General features: G+C 70.5%; 13 protein-coding genes. 11 read left to right on the forward strand and 2 right to left on the reverse strand.

Going from position 1 to position 17644, the window contains the following annotated elements; all coding sequences use genetic code 11:
* Positions 1-89: 89 nt before the first annotated feature.
* From OX958_RS15795 to OX958_RS15830, 8 genes are all read left to right on the forward strand, one after another.
* Entirely contained in the window at positions 90-2672 is a 2583-nt protein-coding gene (locus tag OX958_RS15795) for a CHAT domain-containing protein (protein WP_270139073.1), read from the forward strand.
* Positions 2673-2748: 76 nt separating this feature from the next.
* On the forward strand, positions 2749-3378 hold the full coding sequence (locus OX958_RS15800) for an RNA polymerase sigma factor (protein WP_270138446.1): 630 nt from the start codon (positions 2749-2751) through the stop codon (positions 3376-3378).
* The gene (locus OX958_RS15805) at positions 3353-3814 is read left to right on the forward strand and encodes a hypothetical protein (RefSeq protein WP_270138447.1); all 462 of its coding nucleotides are present in this window, start codon (positions 3353-3355) and stop codon (positions 3812-3814) included. The genes OX958_RS15800 and OX958_RS15805 overlap by 26 nt, the downstream gene beginning before the upstream one ends.
* Before the next feature lie 155 nt (positions 3815-3969).
* Complete coding sequence (lanKC, locus tag OX958_RS15810; RefSeq protein ID WP_270138448.1) at positions 3970-6519, forward strand: class III lanthionine synthetase LanKC; 2550 nt, start codon at positions 3970-3972, stop codon at positions 6517-6519.
* Between the two features lie 4 nt (positions 6520-6523).
* Complete coding sequence (locus tag OX958_RS15815; protein WP_270138449.1) at positions 6524-6658, forward strand: SapB/AmfS family lanthipeptide; 135 nt, start codon at positions 6524-6526, stop codon at positions 6656-6658.
* A 61-nt stretch (positions 6659-6719) separates the two neighbouring features.
* Positions 6720-8690: a prolyl oligopeptidase family serine peptidase gene (locus OX958_RS15820; protein WP_270138450.1), complete on the forward strand. Its 1971-nt coding sequence runs from the start codon at positions 6720-6722 to the stop codon at positions 8688-8690.
* The gene (locus tag OX958_RS15825; protein ID WP_270138451.1) at positions 8687-10360 is read left to right on the forward strand and encodes an ABC transporter ATP-binding protein; all 1674 of its coding nucleotides are present in this window, start codon (positions 8687-8689) and stop codon (positions 10358-10360) included. The genes OX958_RS15820 and OX958_RS15825 overlap by 4 nt, the downstream gene beginning before the upstream one ends.
* Complete coding sequence (locus OX958_RS15830) at positions 10357-12081, forward strand: ATP-binding cassette domain-containing protein (protein WP_270138452.1); 1725 nt, start codon at positions 10357-10359, stop codon at positions 12079-12081. The genes OX958_RS15825 and OX958_RS15830 overlap by 4 nt, the downstream gene beginning before the upstream one ends.
* Here OX958_RS15830 and OX958_RS15835 read toward each other — a convergent pair.
* On the reverse strand, positions 12060-12611 hold the full coding sequence (locus tag OX958_RS15835; RefSeq protein ID WP_270138453.1) for a response regulator transcription factor: 552 nt from the start codon (positions 12609-12611) through the stop codon (positions 12060-12062). The two genes, OX958_RS15830 and OX958_RS15835, sit on opposite strands and share 22 nt — an antisense overlap.
* A 414-nt stretch (positions 12612-13025) precedes the next feature.
* Between OX958_RS15835 and OX958_RS15840 the strand changes: the two genes are divergently transcribed.
* The gene (locus OX958_RS15840; RefSeq protein ID WP_270138454.1) at positions 13026-13379 is read left to right on the forward strand and encodes a hypothetical protein; all 354 of its coding nucleotides are present in this window, start codon (positions 13026-13028) and stop codon (positions 13377-13379) included.
* Positions 13380-13521: 142 nt separating this feature from the next.
* Here the strand turns inward: OX958_RS15840 and OX958_RS15845 are convergent, their stop codons facing one another.
* Positions 13522-15846, reverse strand: a complete 2325-nt coding sequence (locus tag OX958_RS15845; RefSeq protein ID WP_270138455.1) for a family 20 glycosylhydrolase — start codon at positions 15844-15846, stop codon at positions 13522-13524.
* A gap of 181 nt (positions 15847-16027) precedes the next feature.
* Here OX958_RS15845 and OX958_RS15850 point away from each other — a divergent pair, with 181 nt between their 5' ends.
* Entirely contained in the window at positions 16028-17164 is a 1137-nt protein-coding gene (locus OX958_RS15850) for an ROK family transcriptional regulator (RefSeq protein ID WP_270138456.1), read from the forward strand.
* Between the two features lie 33 nt (positions 17165-17197).
* A complete protein-coding gene (locus OX958_RS15855) occupies positions 17198-17506 on the forward strand; it encodes a hypothetical protein (RefSeq protein WP_270138457.1) in 309 nt (102 codons plus the stop codon).
* The last annotated feature ends 138 nt before the right edge of the window (positions 17507-17644 follow it).

Raw genomic sequence — 17644 nt, forward strand, 5'->3', positions numbered from 1 at the left:
GATTTCCTCCCCTGATCGTCGCTGGAACACCGGATGGGCCAGCTAGCCTGTCACTCTGCCGACTACCGGAAGGTGTGTCGAGAGTGACGATGGTGCCGGACGAGTTGCTGACCCTGGCTTTGTCGCGCCCGCACGACGCGATCTCCGGCGCCCAGCGGCTGCTGGCGACCGGTCCGTCCCGGTCGGCGGCGTCCGTTGCCCACCAGGCGCAGGGAGTCGCCCTTCGCCAGTTGGGTGACATCGTTGCCGCAATCCGCGAGCTGCGGCTCGCGGTGCGGCTGGGTGAGCAGTCCGGCGACCAGCAGCGCGAGCTGGACGCGCTGGCCTCCCTCGGCGCCACCCTGGGGCGCGCGGGCCAAGGCAAGCAGGGCCTGGCGTTCCTCGACCGGGCGGTGGCCGGCAGCACCGGTGCCTTCTCCGGCCGGGTGCTGATCCGGCGGGCCGACGTCCTGCTCGTGCTCGGCCGGCACGAGGAGGCCCTGGAGGATCTGCACAACGCGGTCAGCCGGCTTCGCCATGCCGACGACCAGGTCTGGGAAGCCAGGTCCCGCAACTACCGGGGCTTCGTCCATCTCACACTCGGCCGGACGCGCCAGGCCGACGCCGACTTCACCGTGGCCGAACGCCTGTACGCCGCTGTCGGCCAGGCCTTCGAGTTCGCCGAGGTCCGGCAGAACCGCGGCCTGGTGGCCTTCGCCCGAGGGGATCTGCCGCTTGCCCTGGAGTATCTCGGCGCGGCGGGGGAGCGGTTCGAGGCGCTGGGCGTCGCGTGGCCCGACCTGGCGATCGATCGCTGCGGCGTACTGCTCGCGGCCGGCCTGATCAGCGAGGCGCGGGAGGAGGCCGAGCGAGCGGTCGTCCAGATGGAGAAGGACGGCGGTCAGCCGACCAAGAAGGCGGAGTTGCTGTTCGCCGCGGCCACGGTGTCACTGGTCGCCGCCGATCCGGCGACCGCGCGGGAACGGGCCGAGGAGGCACGCCGGCTCTTCTCCGCGCAGCGCCGGCCGTGGTGGTCCGCAAGGGCGACGATGGTCCAGCTCGAGGCCCGTCACCAGGCAGGCGAGCGTGGCCCACGACTGCTCCGGCGGGTGGTAGAGACAGCGACCCGACTCGATCAACTCGGCGCCGCGGAGGCACCGGCCGCTCATCTGCTCGCGGGACGGCTCGCGCTCGCCGAAGGCCGGAGCGTCACGGCCGATCGCCAGCTGGCACGAGCCGCGACGATCCGGCGGGGTGCGCCACCGCTGGCGCGTGCGCTTTCCCTGCTGAGCAAGGCTTTGCGGGCCGAGGCTCGTGGCGACGTGGGCGGGATGCTGGCCGCCTGTGATCGAGGACTGGATGTGCTCGACGAGCACCGGCTGATGATGGGCGCCACCGAACTGCGGGCCAGGGCGACCGCTCACGGCGGCGAGCTGGCCCGGTTGGCGTTGCGCGACGCAGTACGGCGTACTGATCCGAAGCGGCTCCTGGTCTGCAGCGAGCGATGGCGTGCCACCGCCTTCGCGGCCGAGCCCACCGGTACTCGCGGTGACACCCAGCTGGACGCCGACCTGGCCGCTTTGCGCGAGGTCGTCCGGCGGTCCGAACGCATCCCCCTCGACAGCTCGGCCGGTACGGCGCTGGAACGCGACCGGCGGCGGCTCGAGCAGGCCATCCGGGCCCGCACGCTGGAGACCCGGGGAGCGGGGTCGTCGACCAGGACGCAGTTCGAGCTGGAGCAACTGATCGCCGAGCTCGGCGAGACCACCCTGGTGGAGTTGGTCGAGGTCGATGACGTCCTGTTCGCGATCGTGATCCGCCAGGGCCGGATCCGGCTGCACGAGGTCGGGCCGCTGCCGGCCGCTTCGTTCGAGGTCGAGCGCGCCCGGTTCCGCCTCCGGTGGCTGGCCCGGGGCTGCCCGCCGACCGGACCGGGGCTCGATGTCATCGGTGAGCGGCTGGCCGACGCGGTGCTCGGCGACGCTGCGGCCGACCTCGGTGACGGGCCGGTGGTGGTGGTTCCGCCGGGCCGCTTGCAGGCCCTGCCGTGGCAGTTGCTGCCGCCGTTGGCGGATCGGGTGGTGAGCGTCGCGCCGTCGTCAGCGATGTGGATGCGGGCCGGACGGCTGCAGCCACCGCCGGACCAGAAGGTGGCGCTGGTCCTCGGACCGGGACTGACAGCGGGGTACACCGAGATCCCGCGGCTGGCCGAGCGGTATCCGGCGGCGACGGTGCTCAGTGGGGGAGCGGCGACCGCCGACGCCGTCCTCAGCGCGCTGGACGGCGCTTGGCTCGCGCACATCGCGGCGCACGGCACCTTCCGGTCGGACAGTCCGCTGTTCTCGTCGCTGCAGCTGGACGACGGGCCGCTCACCGTCTACGACCTCGAGCGGCTCCAGCGGGCGCCGTACCGGATGGTGTTGTCCAGTTGCGATTCCGGGCTGGCGAAGCCGGTCGGGGCGGACGAGTTGCTCGGGCTCACCAGCAGTCTGCTGCCGCTCGGCGCGGCGGGGATCCTGGCGAGCGTCGTACCGGTGAGCGATCGGGCGGCGGTGCCGCTGATGACCGCTGTGCACGCGAGGCTGGCGGCGGGAAGCTCTCTGGCCGAGGCACTGGCCGGTGCCCGGACCGAGGGCGGCGACGATCCACTCGCCGTCGCCACGGCCGCGTCCTTCGTGGTGCTGGGCGTTTGAGGCAGCATGTATCACCAGGCAGCCGGCGGGCTCCGTTCCAGTAGGAGTTCCCGCCGATCGACGAAGGAGACACGGTATGCGCGATGACCCGACCGTGATCCGGATGGTCGAGGGGGCTCGGGACGGCGACAAAAGTGCCTGGGACGAGCTGGTCGAGCGGTACGCGCCACTGGTCTGGACGGTCGCACGGCGGTTCCGGCTGTCGGCCGCGGACGTCGACGACGTCGGCCAGACGGTGTGGTTGCTGCTGATCGAGCGGCTGCCCGACCTGCGGGAACCGGCCGCATTGCCGGGCTGGATCGTGACCACCACGCAGCGCGAGTGCCTGCGGCTGCTGCGGTTCGGGCGCCGGACGGAGCCGACCGATCCGGCCGACGTGTCGCCGGATCCGTCGGACCTGGTGCGGCCGGTCGACGAGGAGCTGCTGGCGCACGAGCGCCAGGTCGCGGTGCGCGCCGCGTTCGCCCAGCTGACTCCGCGCTGCCAGTCCCTGCTGTCGATGCTGGTCAGCGACCCACCGGCGGTGTACGCCGAGATCAGTCGGAAACTCAACATGCCGATCGGAAGTATCGGGCCCAACCGGGCCCGTTGTCTGGGGCGCCTACGGCAGACGCCGGCTCTCGCCGAGTTGATCGGCGGCCGGTCCGGGACAACCGCCGAAACGAAAGGGGGTGGGCAGCGTGGACGTCCAGTGGTGGATCGATGACGAGGAACTGCTCGAAGTACTGCGCGACGCGATGAGCACGGCCAGGGAGATGCCCGCCGGCCTCGTTGCCGCCGGCCGGGCGGCGTACGCGTGGCGGACGATCGACGCGGAGCTGGCCGCGCTCACCTACGACTCCGCATGGGAGACCGAGGAGCTCGCGCTGACCCGGGCGGAGAGCGCCGAGCTGCGGACGCTCACCTTCTCCACCGAGGGGCTCAGCATCGAGCTGGAGCTGACCCCGCACGAGGTGCTCGGCCAGCTCAGCCCACCCCAGCCGGGCACCGTCCGGCTGTCCTCGGACTCCGACGCGCTCGGCACCCTGCCGATCGACGACCTCGGCTTCTTCATCGTCCGCCCGGTCCCGCGCCACCCGTTCCGCGTCATCTGCGAGACCGCCGCCGGCTTCACCGTGCTGACCGGCTGGATCTCTCCCTGACCACTCGTACGGACGCCTGAGAAGTCCCGATCCGTGGGATACGCAGGCGTAAGGGCGGCATTCCTCACATGCCGGTCGTGACGCCAGGCACTACGCGGCGGCGCCGATCGGACACACCATGTGACGAGACGTTGCTCAAGGGGTGGGAGGCCAGGATGGAACAGTACGAGCTCTACTGCCTGGCCGACCGGCTGTTCTACGACACCCCGGCCAACCGCGGCACGGAGGTGCCGGACTTCGCGGCCGGTGCCCGTCCGGTGCCGAGCGGCTGGGACCACCAGGCCGGTGAGGTGTGGATGAACTACGCGCCGGCCGGACTCCGGCTTCCGGCGCAGGGCTGGAAGATCCACGTCTCCGCCGGTCTCGACGACGCCGAGCGGGCGATCGCGGCGATCTGGGACTACTGCGTACCGCGTGGCCTGGCCTTCAAGTTCCTGCGCAGCAAGCCGGTCGCGGTGATGCTCAACTCGAAGTCGGCCTTCCGTGGCTCCAGCGGCAAGCTGGTCACCGTCTACCCGACCGACGAGGCGCAGCTCGAACTGGTCCTGAAGGAACTCGACACGCTGCTGGCGGGGATCCAGGGCCCGTACATCCTCAGCGATCTCCGGTACGCCGCCGGCCCGCTCTTCGTCCGGTACGGCGCCTTCGTCACCCGCTACTGCCTGTCGGACAGCGGCGAGCGGGTGTACGCCCTCGCCGACGCCGAAGGCCGGCTGGTGCCGGATGTCCGCGGCCCGACGTTCTCCACGCCGGCGTGGGTCCAGCTGCCGTCCTTCCTGGAGTCGCACCTGGCGGCCCGCAACGCGGTCACCACCAACGACCTGGCCTACGTGATCGAGAGCGTCATCCAGTTCTCCAACGGTGGCGGCGTGTACCTCGGCCACCATCGCGACAGCGAGGCCAAGGTCGTGCTGAAGGAAGGCCGTCCGCTGGCCGGGCTCGACGTCATCGGGCGGGACGCGGTGGCCCGGGTCGGCCACGAGCGCGACATCCTGCAGCGGCTGGCCGGGCTCGACGTCGTACCGGCCGTGCACGACTACTTCACTCTCGGGGACCACCACTTCCTGGTGCAGGAGTTCGTCGACTCCAATCCCTTGCAGCGGCTGATCGGCCGGCAGTTTCCGCTGACCCGGCCGGACTCCTCGGCCGGCGAGCGAGCGGAGTACGCCGAGTGGGCGCTCGGCATGCACGCCCAGGTGGAGCAGGCGGTCGCGGCGTTGCACGAGCGCGGCGTGGTGTTCAACGACATTCACCCCGGCAACGTCCTCGTCGACGAGAACGGCCGGCTGGTGCTGATCGACTTCGAGGTGGCGACCCTGGCCACCGAGCAGGCGCGCTCGGCGCTGGCCCACCCCGGCTACGCGGCACCCGCCGACCGCCAAGGCGTCGACGTGGATCGCTACGCGCTGGCCTGCCTGGCGCTCGGCCTGTTCGCGCCGCAGTCGACCATGCTGCTGCACTTCCATCCCCACAAGGCGAACCAGCTCGCCGACCTGATCAGCACGACCTTCTCGGTGCCCCGGGCAACCTTCGACGCGGCGGTCGCCACCATCGTCGGCGACCAGCCGGTCGCGCAGCCCGATCCGCCGATCCCCGGCGTGGCCCCCTGGCCGGAGGTGCGCGCGGCGATCACCCAGGCGATCGTGGCCGGCGCGACGCCCGAGCGGGACGATCGGCTGTTCCCAGGGGACATCCAGCAGTTCGAGCCGGGCGGTGGCGTCAACCTGGCACACGGGGCGGCCGGAGTGCTGTACGCGTTGGCTCGCTCCGGCGCCGGCCGTTTCCCGGAGTACGACGAATGGCTGCGCAGGCACGCTCGGGACGCGGCGATCGGCCCGGGTCTCTACAGCGGTCTGCACGGTATCGCCCTGGTACTGACCGAACTCGGCTATCACCAGGACGCCGGGGAAGTCATCGATCGTTGCCTGCAGCAACCAGCCGAGGTCCAGGAACTCGGCCTGTACTCCGGTCTGGCCGGAATCGGCCTCACCCTGCTGGAGTACGCCGCTCAACCGGCTGTGCTCGCCGCCGCCACCCGAGTCGTCGACCAGGTCGCGGATCGCCTCGGCGGTCCCGACGACGTCGCGGAGCTGAGCGGCGAAGGACGGCCACGAGCCGGACTGATGTACGGCTCGGCCGGCCCGGCGCTGCTGTTCCTGCACGCCTACGAGCGATCCGGCGACACCGGCCTGCTCGACCTGGCCCGGATCGCCCTCCAGCAGGACCTGCGCCGCTGTACGACGGACGACCACGGCATGCTGCAGGTCAACCAGGGTTGGCGAACTCTGCCGTACCTCGAAGAGGGGTCGGTCGGCATCGCCTTGGTGCTGCAGCGCTATCTGCGGCATCGCCCGGACGACGAACTCGCGCCGGCTCTCGAGGCGCTGCGAAGGGTCACCCACTGCGGCTACTTCGTGCAGCCCGGCCTGTTCATGGGCCGTGCCGGCCTGCTGCTCGCCGCGACCGAACTCGATCCCGGCGTCAACGACCAGCTGATCGCCGGCCTGGCCTGGCACGCACTCCCGTACGCCGGTGGCCTGGCGTTTCCCGGCAACCAGCTGCTTCGTCTGTCGGCCGATCTCGCGACCGGCTCGGCCGGAGTCCTGCTGGCCCTCGGAGCCGCGCTGCACGAGCAGCCGGTGGCTCTCCCGTTCTTCGGACGCAATCCGCCGTCCGGACCCTTCGAGCCTCGGAAGGAGGTGTAGAAAAATGGCACTTCTCGACCTGCAAGGTCTCGACGCCCCGACCGGGGGTGGCGGTGGCGGTGGCGGCGGTAGCACGCTGACCGTCCTCGGCTGCGAGTCCAAGACCCCGAGCAACATCAGCCTGGTGCTGTGTCACTAGGCCCCTGAGGTCCCGGGCGGGGCTGTATCCCGCCCGGGACCGTCCTGATGGGAGGAGCCCCGTGCCGCGAGCCGACCTGAGCTACCCCGACGCCGAGCGGTCCGCCGTCGTCGAGCTGCTGCACGGCCGCCAGGTGGCGGATCCCTACCGTTGGCTGGAGGACGCCACCGACCAGCGAACTCAATCATGGCAGACCGCCCAGGACGACCTCTGGCTGACGCACGCCGCGCGCCTTCCCGGCCGCTACCGTTTCCGGACCGGAGTCGCCACCCTGAGCAATGTGGAGATCACCGGCACCCCTACCTGGCGGGACGGTCGCCGGTTCTTCCTGCGGAAAGGCCGCGGCCAGGAACATCCCGTGCTCTGGCTGGCCGGACCCGAAGGGGAGCGGAGCCTGGTCGATCCCATCCGTCTCGACCCGTCAGGCCGGACCACGCTCGACCGTTGGCAGCCGTCGCCGGACGGCCGGCTGCTGGCGTTCCAGGTTTCGCAGGGCAACGAAGCGTCCGTTCTGCGGGTGCTGGCGGTGGACACCGGTGAGCTCGTCGACGAGCCGATCGATCGCTGCCGCTACTCACCGGTCGCCTGGCGCGCGGACAACCAGTCGTTCTACTTCGTCCGCTCACGTCAGTTGCTGCTGCATCGCGTCGGCGGCGCCGAAGACGTACAGGTGCTGGCGGGCGAAGCGTCGTACGGGCTGGAGATCAGTGCCGACGGGCACTGGCTCACCATTTCCGTTGCCGACCGCAACGAACAGTGGGTGGTCGAGCTGAGCGGTCCGGACTTCGATCCGGTGCTCGCGCAGCAAGGCCTCGACGCGCGTAGCGCGCTCGCGGTGGGACCCGACGGGCGGCTCTACGTCGCCACCACCCTCGAAGCCCCGTCCGGCCGGATCTGCGTCGCCGATCCGCGTGAGCCCGGCCACGAGAACTGGCGGGAACTCATCGCCGAGGAGCCGGGCGCGCCGCTCAGCCAGCTCGCCGTACTGGACGGCGTCCTGCTCGTCGGACGGACCAGACAAGCACTCAGTGAACTCACCGCCCACGATCCGCTCACCGGGGACCTCCTGCACGAGGTTCCGCTTCCCGGCCCCGGCACGGTCGCCGACCTCGGCGCTCGACCGGAAGGCGGGCACGAGGCGTGGTTCAGCTACACCGACAGCGTCACGCCGCCCACGGTCCACCGGTACGACGCGCGCACCCGCAGGGTCACTCCCTGGTCGAGCACGAACCACCCCGGTCCGAAGATCGCGGCGCGGCAGCTGACCTACCCCTCCCGCGACGGTACGCCGATCCGGATGGTCGTGCTGGCCCGCGACGGCCAGGCTGGACCGCGCCCCACACTTCTCTACGGTTACGGCGGTTTCGGCCTCTCGATCACTCCTACCTACTCGGCTTTCGCGCTGGCGTGGGTCGAGGCCGGCGGGGTGTTCGTCACCGCGAACCTGCGCGGCGGAGGCGAGCAGGGCGACCTGTGGCATCGCGCCGGAACTCTGGGCTCGAAGCAGAACGTCATCGACGACTATCTCGCCGCGGCCGAGACGCTGATCGCGCAGGGCTGGACGACTTCCGGCCAGCTGGGGATCTGCGGTGAGTCCAACGGTGGCCTCCTGGTCGGCGCGGCCCTCACCCAGCGTCCCGAGCTGTTCGCGGCGGCGGTCTGCTCCGCGCCGCTGCTCGACATGGTCCGCTACGAGCAGTCCGGACTCGGCGCCTCGTGGGTGGGGGAGTACGGCTCGGCCGGGGATCCGGATCAGCTCGCTGCGTTGCTGGCGTACTCGCCGTACCACCGGGTGGCCGAGGTCGACTATCCGGCCGTGCTGTTCACCGTCTTCGGCGCCGACTCCCGTGTCGATCCCTTGCACGCCCGCAAGATGTGCGCCGCGCTGCAGCACTCCACCACCGGATCGCGGCCGATCCTGTTCAGGTACGAGAGCGACGCAGGACACCTACCGGCGGCGACCAGCCGAGGTGTCGGGCTGGCGGCGGACATCCTGGCTTTCCTCGCCTTCCACACCGGACTCGCCCCGTGACCACCTTCGGCGCCGTACTGCGCCGCGGCCGCGGCTGGCTCCCGCTGATCAGCATCGCCGCTCTGCTCGGCAGCTTGACCGTCCTCGCCCTGCCGACCGTGCTCGGCCGAGCAGTAGACGCTGTCGTCGCCGAAGAGGATCCCAGCGCCATCCTGGCCAGTCCCGGACGATGGGTGCTGATCGCATGCGGCCTGATTGCCCTCGGCATCGTCTGCGACGTCATCGAAGTGATCGCCGGTACTGCCTGCGTCGCCGGTACGACGGCCTGGCTCCGCCGTCGGCTGGTCAGCCAAGTGCTGGCCGCAGGCCCTGCCGGCACCCGCCACTTCGCCACCGGCGACCTGGTCAGCCGGGTGTCGAGCAACGCGACCGACGCGGCCCGAGCAGGACCGGCGACCATCACCGCGGTGACGGCGACGGTGCCGCCGATCGGGAGCCTGGTTCTGTTGTTTCTGATCAGCCCGTGGCTGGCTTTGGCGTTCCTGGGTGGCATCCTGCTCGTGGTCGCCGTGCTGTGGTTCTTCGCTCGCCGTACGGCCGAGATCAGTCTTGCGTACCAGCAGACCCAAGGCCGGATCGCGGCGGCGCTGACAGAGGCACTGGCCGGCCTGCGGACGATCACCGCCGCGGGGACGGCTGTCCGTGAGGAGCAGCGGGTGCTGCGACTGCTGCCACAGTTGCATGCTCACGGCCTGCAGACCTGGCAGATGCTCGCCCGCTCCGGTGCACAGGCAGCAGTGGTCGGCCCGCTGGTGCTGATCGCCGTCCTGGCGGTCGGTGGCATCGAGTTGGTCAATCGGCAGATCACTCCGGGCGAGTACTTCGCCGCCGCGCAGTACGCCGTGATCGGTGCGGGTCTGGGCGGCCTCACCGGAGTCCTCGGCCAGCTGGCCAGGGGGCAGGCCGGGATCGCCCGGATCTCCGAGGTCACCGCTGTCCCAGCTGTCGGCTACGGCGCTCTCACGCTCCCGGCCGGGCCGGGCCGGCTCGTTTTCGACGAAGTCACAGTGCGGGCGGGCGACGAACTGCTGCTGGACCGCGTTCAGCTGGACCTGCCAGGTGGGGCAGCGGTCGCGGTAGTGGGGCCGAATGGGGCGGGCAAGTCCGTACTGGCTGCTGTCGCCGGACGTCTCCAGGACCCCGACTCGGGCCAGGTGCGGCTCGACGGGGTCCCGCTGGCGGGCTTGAGCCACGAGGCCCTGCGGACGGCGGTGAAATGCGCTTTCGAGCGTCCGGCCCTGATCGGCTCCACCGTCGGAGACGCGATCAGCGTCGGCTCGGCGCAGCCGGAACAGTTGCTCGCGTCGGCTCGCGCCACGCATGTCCACGAGTTCGTCAGCCGGATGCCTGACGGCTACAGCACGCCGCTCACGGAGGCGCCTCTCTCGGGAGGCGAGGCCCAGCGACTCGGGCTGGCGCGAGCTTGGCAGGCCGAGCGGCTGTTGATCCTCGACGACGCGACCTCGAGTCTGGACACCGCGACCGAGCTGCAGATCAGCGAGACGCTGATGGGCGACCGGCAGCAGCGGACCCGGTTGATCATCACCCACCGGGCAGGCACGGCGGCGCGCGCCGACCTGGTCGTCTGGCTGGATCAGGGCCGGGTACGAGCGGTCGGCCGGCACCACGAACTGTGGAGAGACCCCTGCTACCGAAAGGCTTTCGGATGAGGCGGGAGCTGAGGTTCGGCCTGACCGCGGTACGCCGCAGACCCGCTGTGAAGCTCGCCGCCTGGTCCCTGCCGGAGATTCTCCCCAGCGCCTTCTACGGACTGGCCGTCGCGCATGCCACCGACGCGTTCCTCGGCGGCCGGCGAGATACCGGGCTGACTTGGCTCGCCGCTCTGCTGGCCGCGGCAGTGCTCGGTGCGGTGGGCGCCCGGCAGGTCTACCGGCGGCTCGGTGACCTGGTCGAACCGGTGCGCGACGACCTGGTCCGCAAGGTGGTCTCCGGCGCGCTCGGCAACGCCCGCGCCGACGGTGCGGTCGCGCGGCTCAACCGGCAGGTGGAGATCGTCCGGGACACCTTCGCCGGGCTGATCCTGGTGGTGCGGAGCTTCCTGGTGACGGCGATCGGTGTGGTGACCGGGCTGCTGTCCCTGTCGCCGCTCGTGGCGGTCCTGGTGATTCCGCTGTTCCTGCTCGGCTTCGCGCTGTCGTTCGGTCTGCTGGGGATGGCCGCAGCCCGGGTCCGTGCCTCGTTGAGAGCCGACGAAAGCCTCGCGACCTCAGCGGCGATGACCTTCGCGGGGGTGCGAGACCTGACGGCCGCAGGGGCCGAGGACTTCGCCGGCCGGCTGGTCGGCGTACCGATCGAGGCGCACGCGGCGGCCGAGCGATCACTGGCGAAGGTGGCCGCGCTGCGGACGCTCTGCTTCGCGGTCGGCGGCTGGCTGCCGCTGGTGGTCCTGCTCGGCGCGGCGCCGTGGCTCGCCGCTCAGGGCGTCAGCACCGGGACATTGCTCGGCGGCCTGACGTATGTCCTGCTGGGACTGCAGCCGGCGTTGAACACGGTGATGTCCGCGCTCGGCGACAGCGGCCTGCGGTACGTCGTGACGCTCGGGCGAATCCTCGACCAGAGTGAGGTTCCGCAGTACCGGACGGCTGCCCGGCTGCCGGAAGGCCACGAAGTACGGCTGCAGCACGTGTCCTTCGCCTACGGCCCGACGGCCGAGCCGGTACTACGTGATCTGGAGCTGGTCGTCGCGGAAGGCGATCATCTGGCGGTCGTCGGGCCGAGTGGGATCGGCAAGTCCACGCTGGCCCGCCTCATCTGTGGACTGCTGCCACCGACGGAGGGCGAGGTCCTGCTCGGCGGCGTACCGCCGTCGGAACTGCAACCGTCGGACCTGACCGGCACCCGGGTGGTGCTGCCGCAGGAGGCGTACGTCTTCACCGGCACGGTTCTGGAGAACGTGACCTACCTCCGGCGGGACGCCTCCGCGGTACAGATCTCCGCGGCGATCGACGCGGTCGGCGCGTTCCCGCTGGTACGCCGGCTCGGCGGCCTCGCGGCGGAGGTCAGGCCGACCGAACTGTCGGCGGGGGAGCGGCAGTTGATCGCCCTGGCTCGCGCCTACCTGTCCCCGGCCCGGCTGGCCATCCTGGACGAGGCCACCTGCCACCTGGACCCGCCGGCCGAGCGGATCGCCGAGGAGGCGTTCGCGGCGCGTCCCGGCAGCCTGATCGTGATCGCGCACCGGGTCAGCTCCGCGCTCCGGGCGCAGCGGATCCTGGTCCTGGACGGCAGCAACGCCATGGTCGGCGACGACCGCGACCTGCGCCGGCGCAGCGCCCTGTACGCCGAACTCGCCGGCCACTGGACGGCGCCGGACGGCGCCGTCCAGGTGCTGGAGCCGGTCCCTGCCGATCAGAACCAGCCGGCCTCCTGAGCCTTGCGGATCGCCTCGATCCGGCTCCTGGCCCGGGTCTTGGCCAGGATGCGCGACAGGTAGTTGCGGATGGTGCCGGCACTGAGGCTGAGGCTGCGCGCGATCTCCTGCACGGTCGCGCCGGTGTCGATCAGCCGCAGCACCTCGCGTTCGCGCTGCGTCAGCGGACTGCCGCCGGCCCGGATCGCCGCCAGCGCCAGCTCCACGTCGAAGACCGAGCGGCCCTCCGCCACCCCGCGGACGGCGTCGACCAGGTCGTCCGGCGAGACGTCGGTGGCGATCACGCCGACCGACTCCGACTGCTTCGCGACCGCGAGAGCCACCGGGACGGAGGCCGAGTCGTCCCGGTCGATCAGCATCAGGACCGGGTTGCGGTCCAGCCGGCCGCACAGTTCCAGCATCTCGATCTCGCCCGGTACCAGCGGATCGAGCACCACCACCACCTCCGGATCCCGCGCGCAGACCACGAGGACCTCGTCCGAACGTTCGAACTCCCCGATCACGGCCAGATCCGGTTCCCTGCTGAGCACTGCGGCCAGCGCACCTCGTACCAACTTGCCGCGGTGTCCGATGACAAGTCGAATCACCACTACGACGCCCCCCTGGCGGTCAATCATCGATCTCGGAAGCGCTCCCCGATCACGGACGGCATCGGGGTGCTACTGAATCGGTCACCGACAGTCTCCCCGCAGACCTCGTCACTGTCACGGCCACAGCGTGTTGTTGCGTGTCGGTTCGGGCATCGATGCCAACCAGGCCCGAACTGTGCCTTCCGATCCCTTGACAAGGTGTCGCGGGCCCTTACCCAGCAGGCGTTTGAAGCGTGCTGACCATGGCCCTGAAAGTGGTTGCTAATAGCAATCAATCACTATCGTGCGGGGTGCCGGCGAGGGGCACGCCGGACCGGCCGGGCCGCCGTTCGGAAGCGTTTTCCGTCGCTGCCGGTGACCGCCGGGGCCGCCGCCCGCATGCTGTCGGTGACCGCCGGGCCGCCGTCCGGTGAGGTGCCGGAAGGTAACGAACCGGGCTCGACGGGCGCATCGGCGCGGAGAAGGCGCATACTGGACCTGATGGAGCCTTCCCGCGCGACGACGCGTCGTCACCTGTCCACGAGTCCCTTCAAGCCCCGGGTGCCCGCCCCGATCAAGACGTTCGAGGAGGGGGACCGGGTGTCCCACGACAAAGAGGGCATGGGGCGGATCAGCGCCGTCGAGGGCCCTCACGCGGTAGTGGTCGATCTGGGCGGCGGCAAGCTGCTGCGCGTCCTGTCGCCCTTCGACAAGCTGCACCAGCTGTAACCGCTCGTACGGCCACGCAGCGCGAGCTGGGCGAACAGAAGCCCGGCCGCGCCGAACCCTGCCCGGCTGACCCTCCGCGGCAGCCGCCGGTGCGCTGGATGTGGATCCTCCACCCCACCGGAGCTGCCCGCCTGCTGCCTCGTCAGGGAGCCGGCTGACCGAACAGCCAGAGCTCGTAGAGGGAGTAGCCGTAGGTGGTCGCGCGTTTGGTGCCTTGCATTCGCACCTGCCGCACGGGTTCGGGAGCGTTCAGGGTCACGGTGTCCTCCTTGCAGGTCGAGCTGCCGACGGTGGCCGCGTCACGCCACGTGGTGCCATCGGTCGAGACCTGGATCCGGTACGACGACGCGCAGGCCGCCTCCCAGAACAATCGTGCCGACGTGACACGAGCCGGCTGGGCGAGATCGAGCCGCAGCCACTCACCGTCGGTGTAGGCCGAAGCCCAGCGGGTCGCCATGTCACCGTCGTTGACCTGGTGGGCCGCCAGCCGGTCGAGTCCCGCCTCCACCGACGAAGCCGACGCCTTGGCGCTGAACGAGAGATGCTGCGATCCCGGGGGAGCGGCGGGCACCGTACGGATCGGGATCTGGGCTCGCTTGGTCAGCAGGACTCCTCGGTGCGAGGCCGGCACCTCGACGGCTGCGCGCGTCGTACCGGCAGGTGCTGTCCCGGCGGCCGTGAGACGCCAGCTCCAGACTGCTGTGTTGCCGGGGGCGATGACAGTGGAGCCGCGGGTCGCGACAGTGCTGGTGACGCCTTCCGCGTCGAGGAAGAGTTTGGGAGCGACGTTGGTCAGCTTCGTCGCGCTGTTGTTCGTCACTGTCGCCGTCACGGTGACGGATTCACCGGCCGGCAGAGGTCCAGGGCCGTCGACCGAGACTCCGATGCGTGGATCACCGGCACCGGTCAGCGTGCTCGCGATCAGTTCGTTCCCCGGACCGTTGCCGAGGGTTGCCACCCGGTCGAGGAACGCCGGGTAGCCGATGCCGGGATCCGCGCCGCGCCACATCTTCTGGGCCAGCACGCCGAAAGCCGGCTCGATCAGGCGATGGACGTCCAGCCCGTCGTAGTCGGCGTGCACCAGGTCGTTCCAGACCGCGGACATCGCTCCCCGCAGCAGCGGCTCACCGCGGTCCACACTCTCCTGTCCGGGAAAGACGTTGGGCTCCCAGTTGTCGAACAACCAGCGGCCGTCCAGGCCGCTGCCGTGGTAGTAGTTCGCGAACGGGACGACGTACAGCAGCGCGTAGTTGGTGTTGATCACCGGGTACCCGTCGGCGATCGCCTGCCGGGGGCCGTACCAGCCGTTGTTCCACGAGTTGATCGTCACGTCCCGGTCGTAGCCGGCGGCGCCGCCGGACATCACCGAGAGGCTGCCCCAGGCCGACGGGCTCTTGCCCAGCTCGCGGACGTGGGCGGTGATGTCGTTGAAGTACTGCCGGTACTGCGCCGCGTACTCCCGCGGGTACTCGTCGGCGCCGACGTGCACGGCCGGCCCGCGGAACCACGGCGTGAACTCGTCGAAGACCTCCTTCATGAACTCGGTGGTCGCCGGCCTGGACAGGTCCAGGTGGTCGGAGTTGCCGCCGTTCAGCCCGAGCCGGGGGTCGAACTCGATGAACGACCGGGCGTGGGCCGGGGCGTCGATCTCCGGCACGATCGTGACGTGATGGTCGGCGGCCACGGACTCCAGCCGGTTCCAGTCGGCGCGGGTGAAGGCGCCGTCGTTCGCGGCCAGCCCGGCGAACTTCGGGTTGTCCGAGGCGAGCCGGAAGGCCGACTGCGCCTTGGACCAGTCGCCACCCGGAGCGGTGATTTCGTTGTCGTTGAGGTGCAGCTGGAAGGTGTTGAGCTTGAACCAGCTCATGTACCGCACGTAGTCCCGGACGAACTTCTGGTCGAACCAGCGCCGCCCGACGTCGAGCATGAAGCCCCGGACGGCGTAGTTCGGCCAGTCCACCGCGCTGCCGACCGGTACGGTCGCCTCGCCCGGGCTCTCCCGGACCAGCATCTGCAGAAGACTGCGGGTCGCCCAGAAAGCTCCGGTCGCCGTACGGCTCACGATGTCGACGCCGTCGGTGACCTCGAGCCGGTACCCCTCCTTGGCGGCCACTGCGGTGTCCGGACCGACCTGAGCGGCCGGGTCGATCCGCAGTACGACGTCGTCGGCACGGGGAGTCGCATCGACCACGACGGTGACCCGCCAGCCGGCGATCGCTCCGAGATCGGTGCCGAGCTGATCGGCGACGCCCTTCAGCGCCGCGGCGTCGGCCGGTGCGACGGACACTCTGGTTCCGGGGCGCAGTCCCAGCCGACCGGTCCCGCCGGTCCACTGCTGCAGCGACGGCACCACGGCGGGTGCTGGATTGACCGCTTCGACGGGCTTCGCCGTCGCGGCGGGCAGGCCGGAGGCGGTCACCGCCAGAATGACTCCGAGAATCACCGAGAACCTTCGGAAACGATGCATCGTGCTCTCCTCCGACCGGTTGAAGATTGATCGTTTATGCGCAGAACTGCCTGGAAGCAGCAAGTTGACGCATACCGTGGCAGCCTGAAGTGGTGTCGTCAAGCGGTCGGACGAGGCCTTGACAAGAATATCTAAGACCATTTAACTAAAGCGGTCTTACGAACTTGGGCGAGAGGAATCCATGGCGTTCCCGCAGGTGCCTTCGCCGCGGCGCGAGCTGCCCGGACGGCGCAAGGCGCGGACGCAGGACAACCGGGTGCACAACCGCTCGCTCGTGCTGGCGACGCTCTACCATCACGGGCCGATGACCCGGCCCGAGCTGACCCGCGCGTCGGGACTGACCGCGCCGACGGTGTCCGCGCTGGTCGGTGACCTCGCGGACGACGGACTGGTGGCGGAGACCGGTCCCCGCGACGGCCCGCGACCGGGCAAGCCGGCGAAGCTGGTACGCCTCGACGACGGCAACGTCAACCTCGTCGTGCTCGATCTCTCGCACAGCGATCGGTTCACCGGTGCCGTGCTCGACCTGCGCGGCGGCGTCGTCCACCGGGCCGAGGTGGCTCTCGACGGCGCCCTGGGTCGCGAGGCCTTCGACCTGGTGTTCCGGCTGGCGGACGAACTGGTCGCCGCTGCTCCACGACGGGTGCTGGGGATCGGAGTCGGCACGCCCGGCATCGTCGACGACACGGGCACCGTCCGGCAGGCGGCTCATCTGCGCTGGATCGGGCTTCCCCTCGCCGAACAGCTCGGCGACCGGTACGCCGTCCCGGCGTACGTCGGCAACGACATCAACCTCGCCGCCCTCGGCGTCCTGCGGTTCCGCCCGAGCGAGGCGCGGAACCTGATGGTCCTCTCGATCGAGCACGGTGTCGGGGCCGGCCTGGTGGTCGGTGGCGAACTGGTCGAGGGGGAGCAGTTCGCCGCGGGAGAGCTCGGGCACGTGACCGTCGACGACGACGGAGATCCCTGTGTTTGCGGGCGCCGCGGCTGCCTCGACCAGCACATCGCCGCCGCGTTCCTGCGGCGCCGGCTCGGTGCCGGCGCCGACCGGCCGGCTGTCCTGGCCGCGGCCGGCCGCACGCTGGGAATCGTGCTCGCCCCGATCATCAGCGCGCTCAACCTCGACGAGGTGGTCCTCACGGGCCCACCCGAGTTGATCGACGGCGCCTTCCTGCAGGCTGCGACCGTGACGGCCCGCGCGCGAACTCTCTCGCCGATCAGCTCGTCGGTGCGGGTCACCTCGCTGGCCGGTGACGACGACCTGATCCTGCTCGGTGCCGCCGGCCTGGTGCTGTCCGCCCAGCTCGGCATCTGGTGAGCGCGTCGCTCCGCGTCGCTCTAGGCTCGGTCCATGGCGGGCCCAGGCAAGACCCCTGACGGTCGCTATGTCGTCATCGGCGGACGGCGCTGGCGAGCCACCGACCCCGCCATCCCGGACGAGATCCAGGCTCAACTCCGGTCAGAGCTGATGAAGGCCCGCCGTGCCGTCAAACAGGCCCTGCACGACGAGGACCCCGAGGCCGAACGCCGGGCCCGGGCATCAGTACAGGCGGCCAAGGTAGCGCTGGGCGAGCGAGGCACCCCGTGGTGGGAACAAAACGACCGTGAGCGCGAACAACGCTGGACGGACGGTCTGCGGCGCCTCACCCACGGCGGCTGAGCCGGCCGGTCGGTCGCCGCAGTCCTGGACGCCCGGAAGATTGTTGCCTCAGACACCTACTTTGAGTAGTTGATCTGCTACTCGATGTGATAGGTAGGGGAGGGCTCTCGCCGGATGTGCGACTGAACGGGGACAAAC

This window comes from Kribbella sp. CA-293567, from assembly GCF_027627575.1.
GTDB lineage: Bacteria > Actinomycetota > Actinomycetes > Propionibacteriales > Kribbellaceae > Kribbella.

Excerpts from the sequence above, each read along its gene's own strand:
- OX958_RS15855 (WP_270138457.1), top strand. The coding sequence starts at position 17,198 with ATGGCGGGCCCAGGCAAGACCCCTGACGGTCGCTATGTCGTCATCGGC.
- lanKC (WP_270138448.1), top strand. The coding sequence starts at position 3,970 with ATGGAACAGTACGAGCTCTACTGCCTGGCCGACCGGCTGTTCTACGAC.
- OX958_RS15830 (WP_270138452.1), top strand. The coding sequence starts at position 10,357 with ATGAGGCGGGAGCTGAGGTTCGGCCTGACCGCGGTACGCCGCAGACCC.
- OX958_RS15845 (WP_270138455.1), bottom strand. The coding sequence starts at position 15,846 with ATGCATCGTTTCCGAAGGTTCTCGGTGATTCTCGGAGTCATTCTGGCG.
- OX958_RS15800 (WP_270138446.1), top strand. The coding sequence starts at position 2,749 with ATGCGCGATGACCCGACCGTGATCCGGATGGTCGAGGGGGCTCGGGAC.
- OX958_RS15795 (WP_270139073.1), top strand. The coding sequence starts at position 90 with ATGGTGCCGGACGAGTTGCTGACCCTGGCTTTGTCGCGCCCGCACGAC.
- OX958_RS15850 (WP_270138456.1), top strand. The coding sequence starts at position 16,028 with ATGGCGTTCCCGCAGGTGCCTTCGCCGCGGCGCGAGCTGCCCGGACGG.
- OX958_RS15815 (WP_270138449.1), top strand. The coding sequence starts at position 6,524 with ATGGCACTTCTCGACCTGCAAGGTCTCGACGCCCCGACCGGGGGTGGC.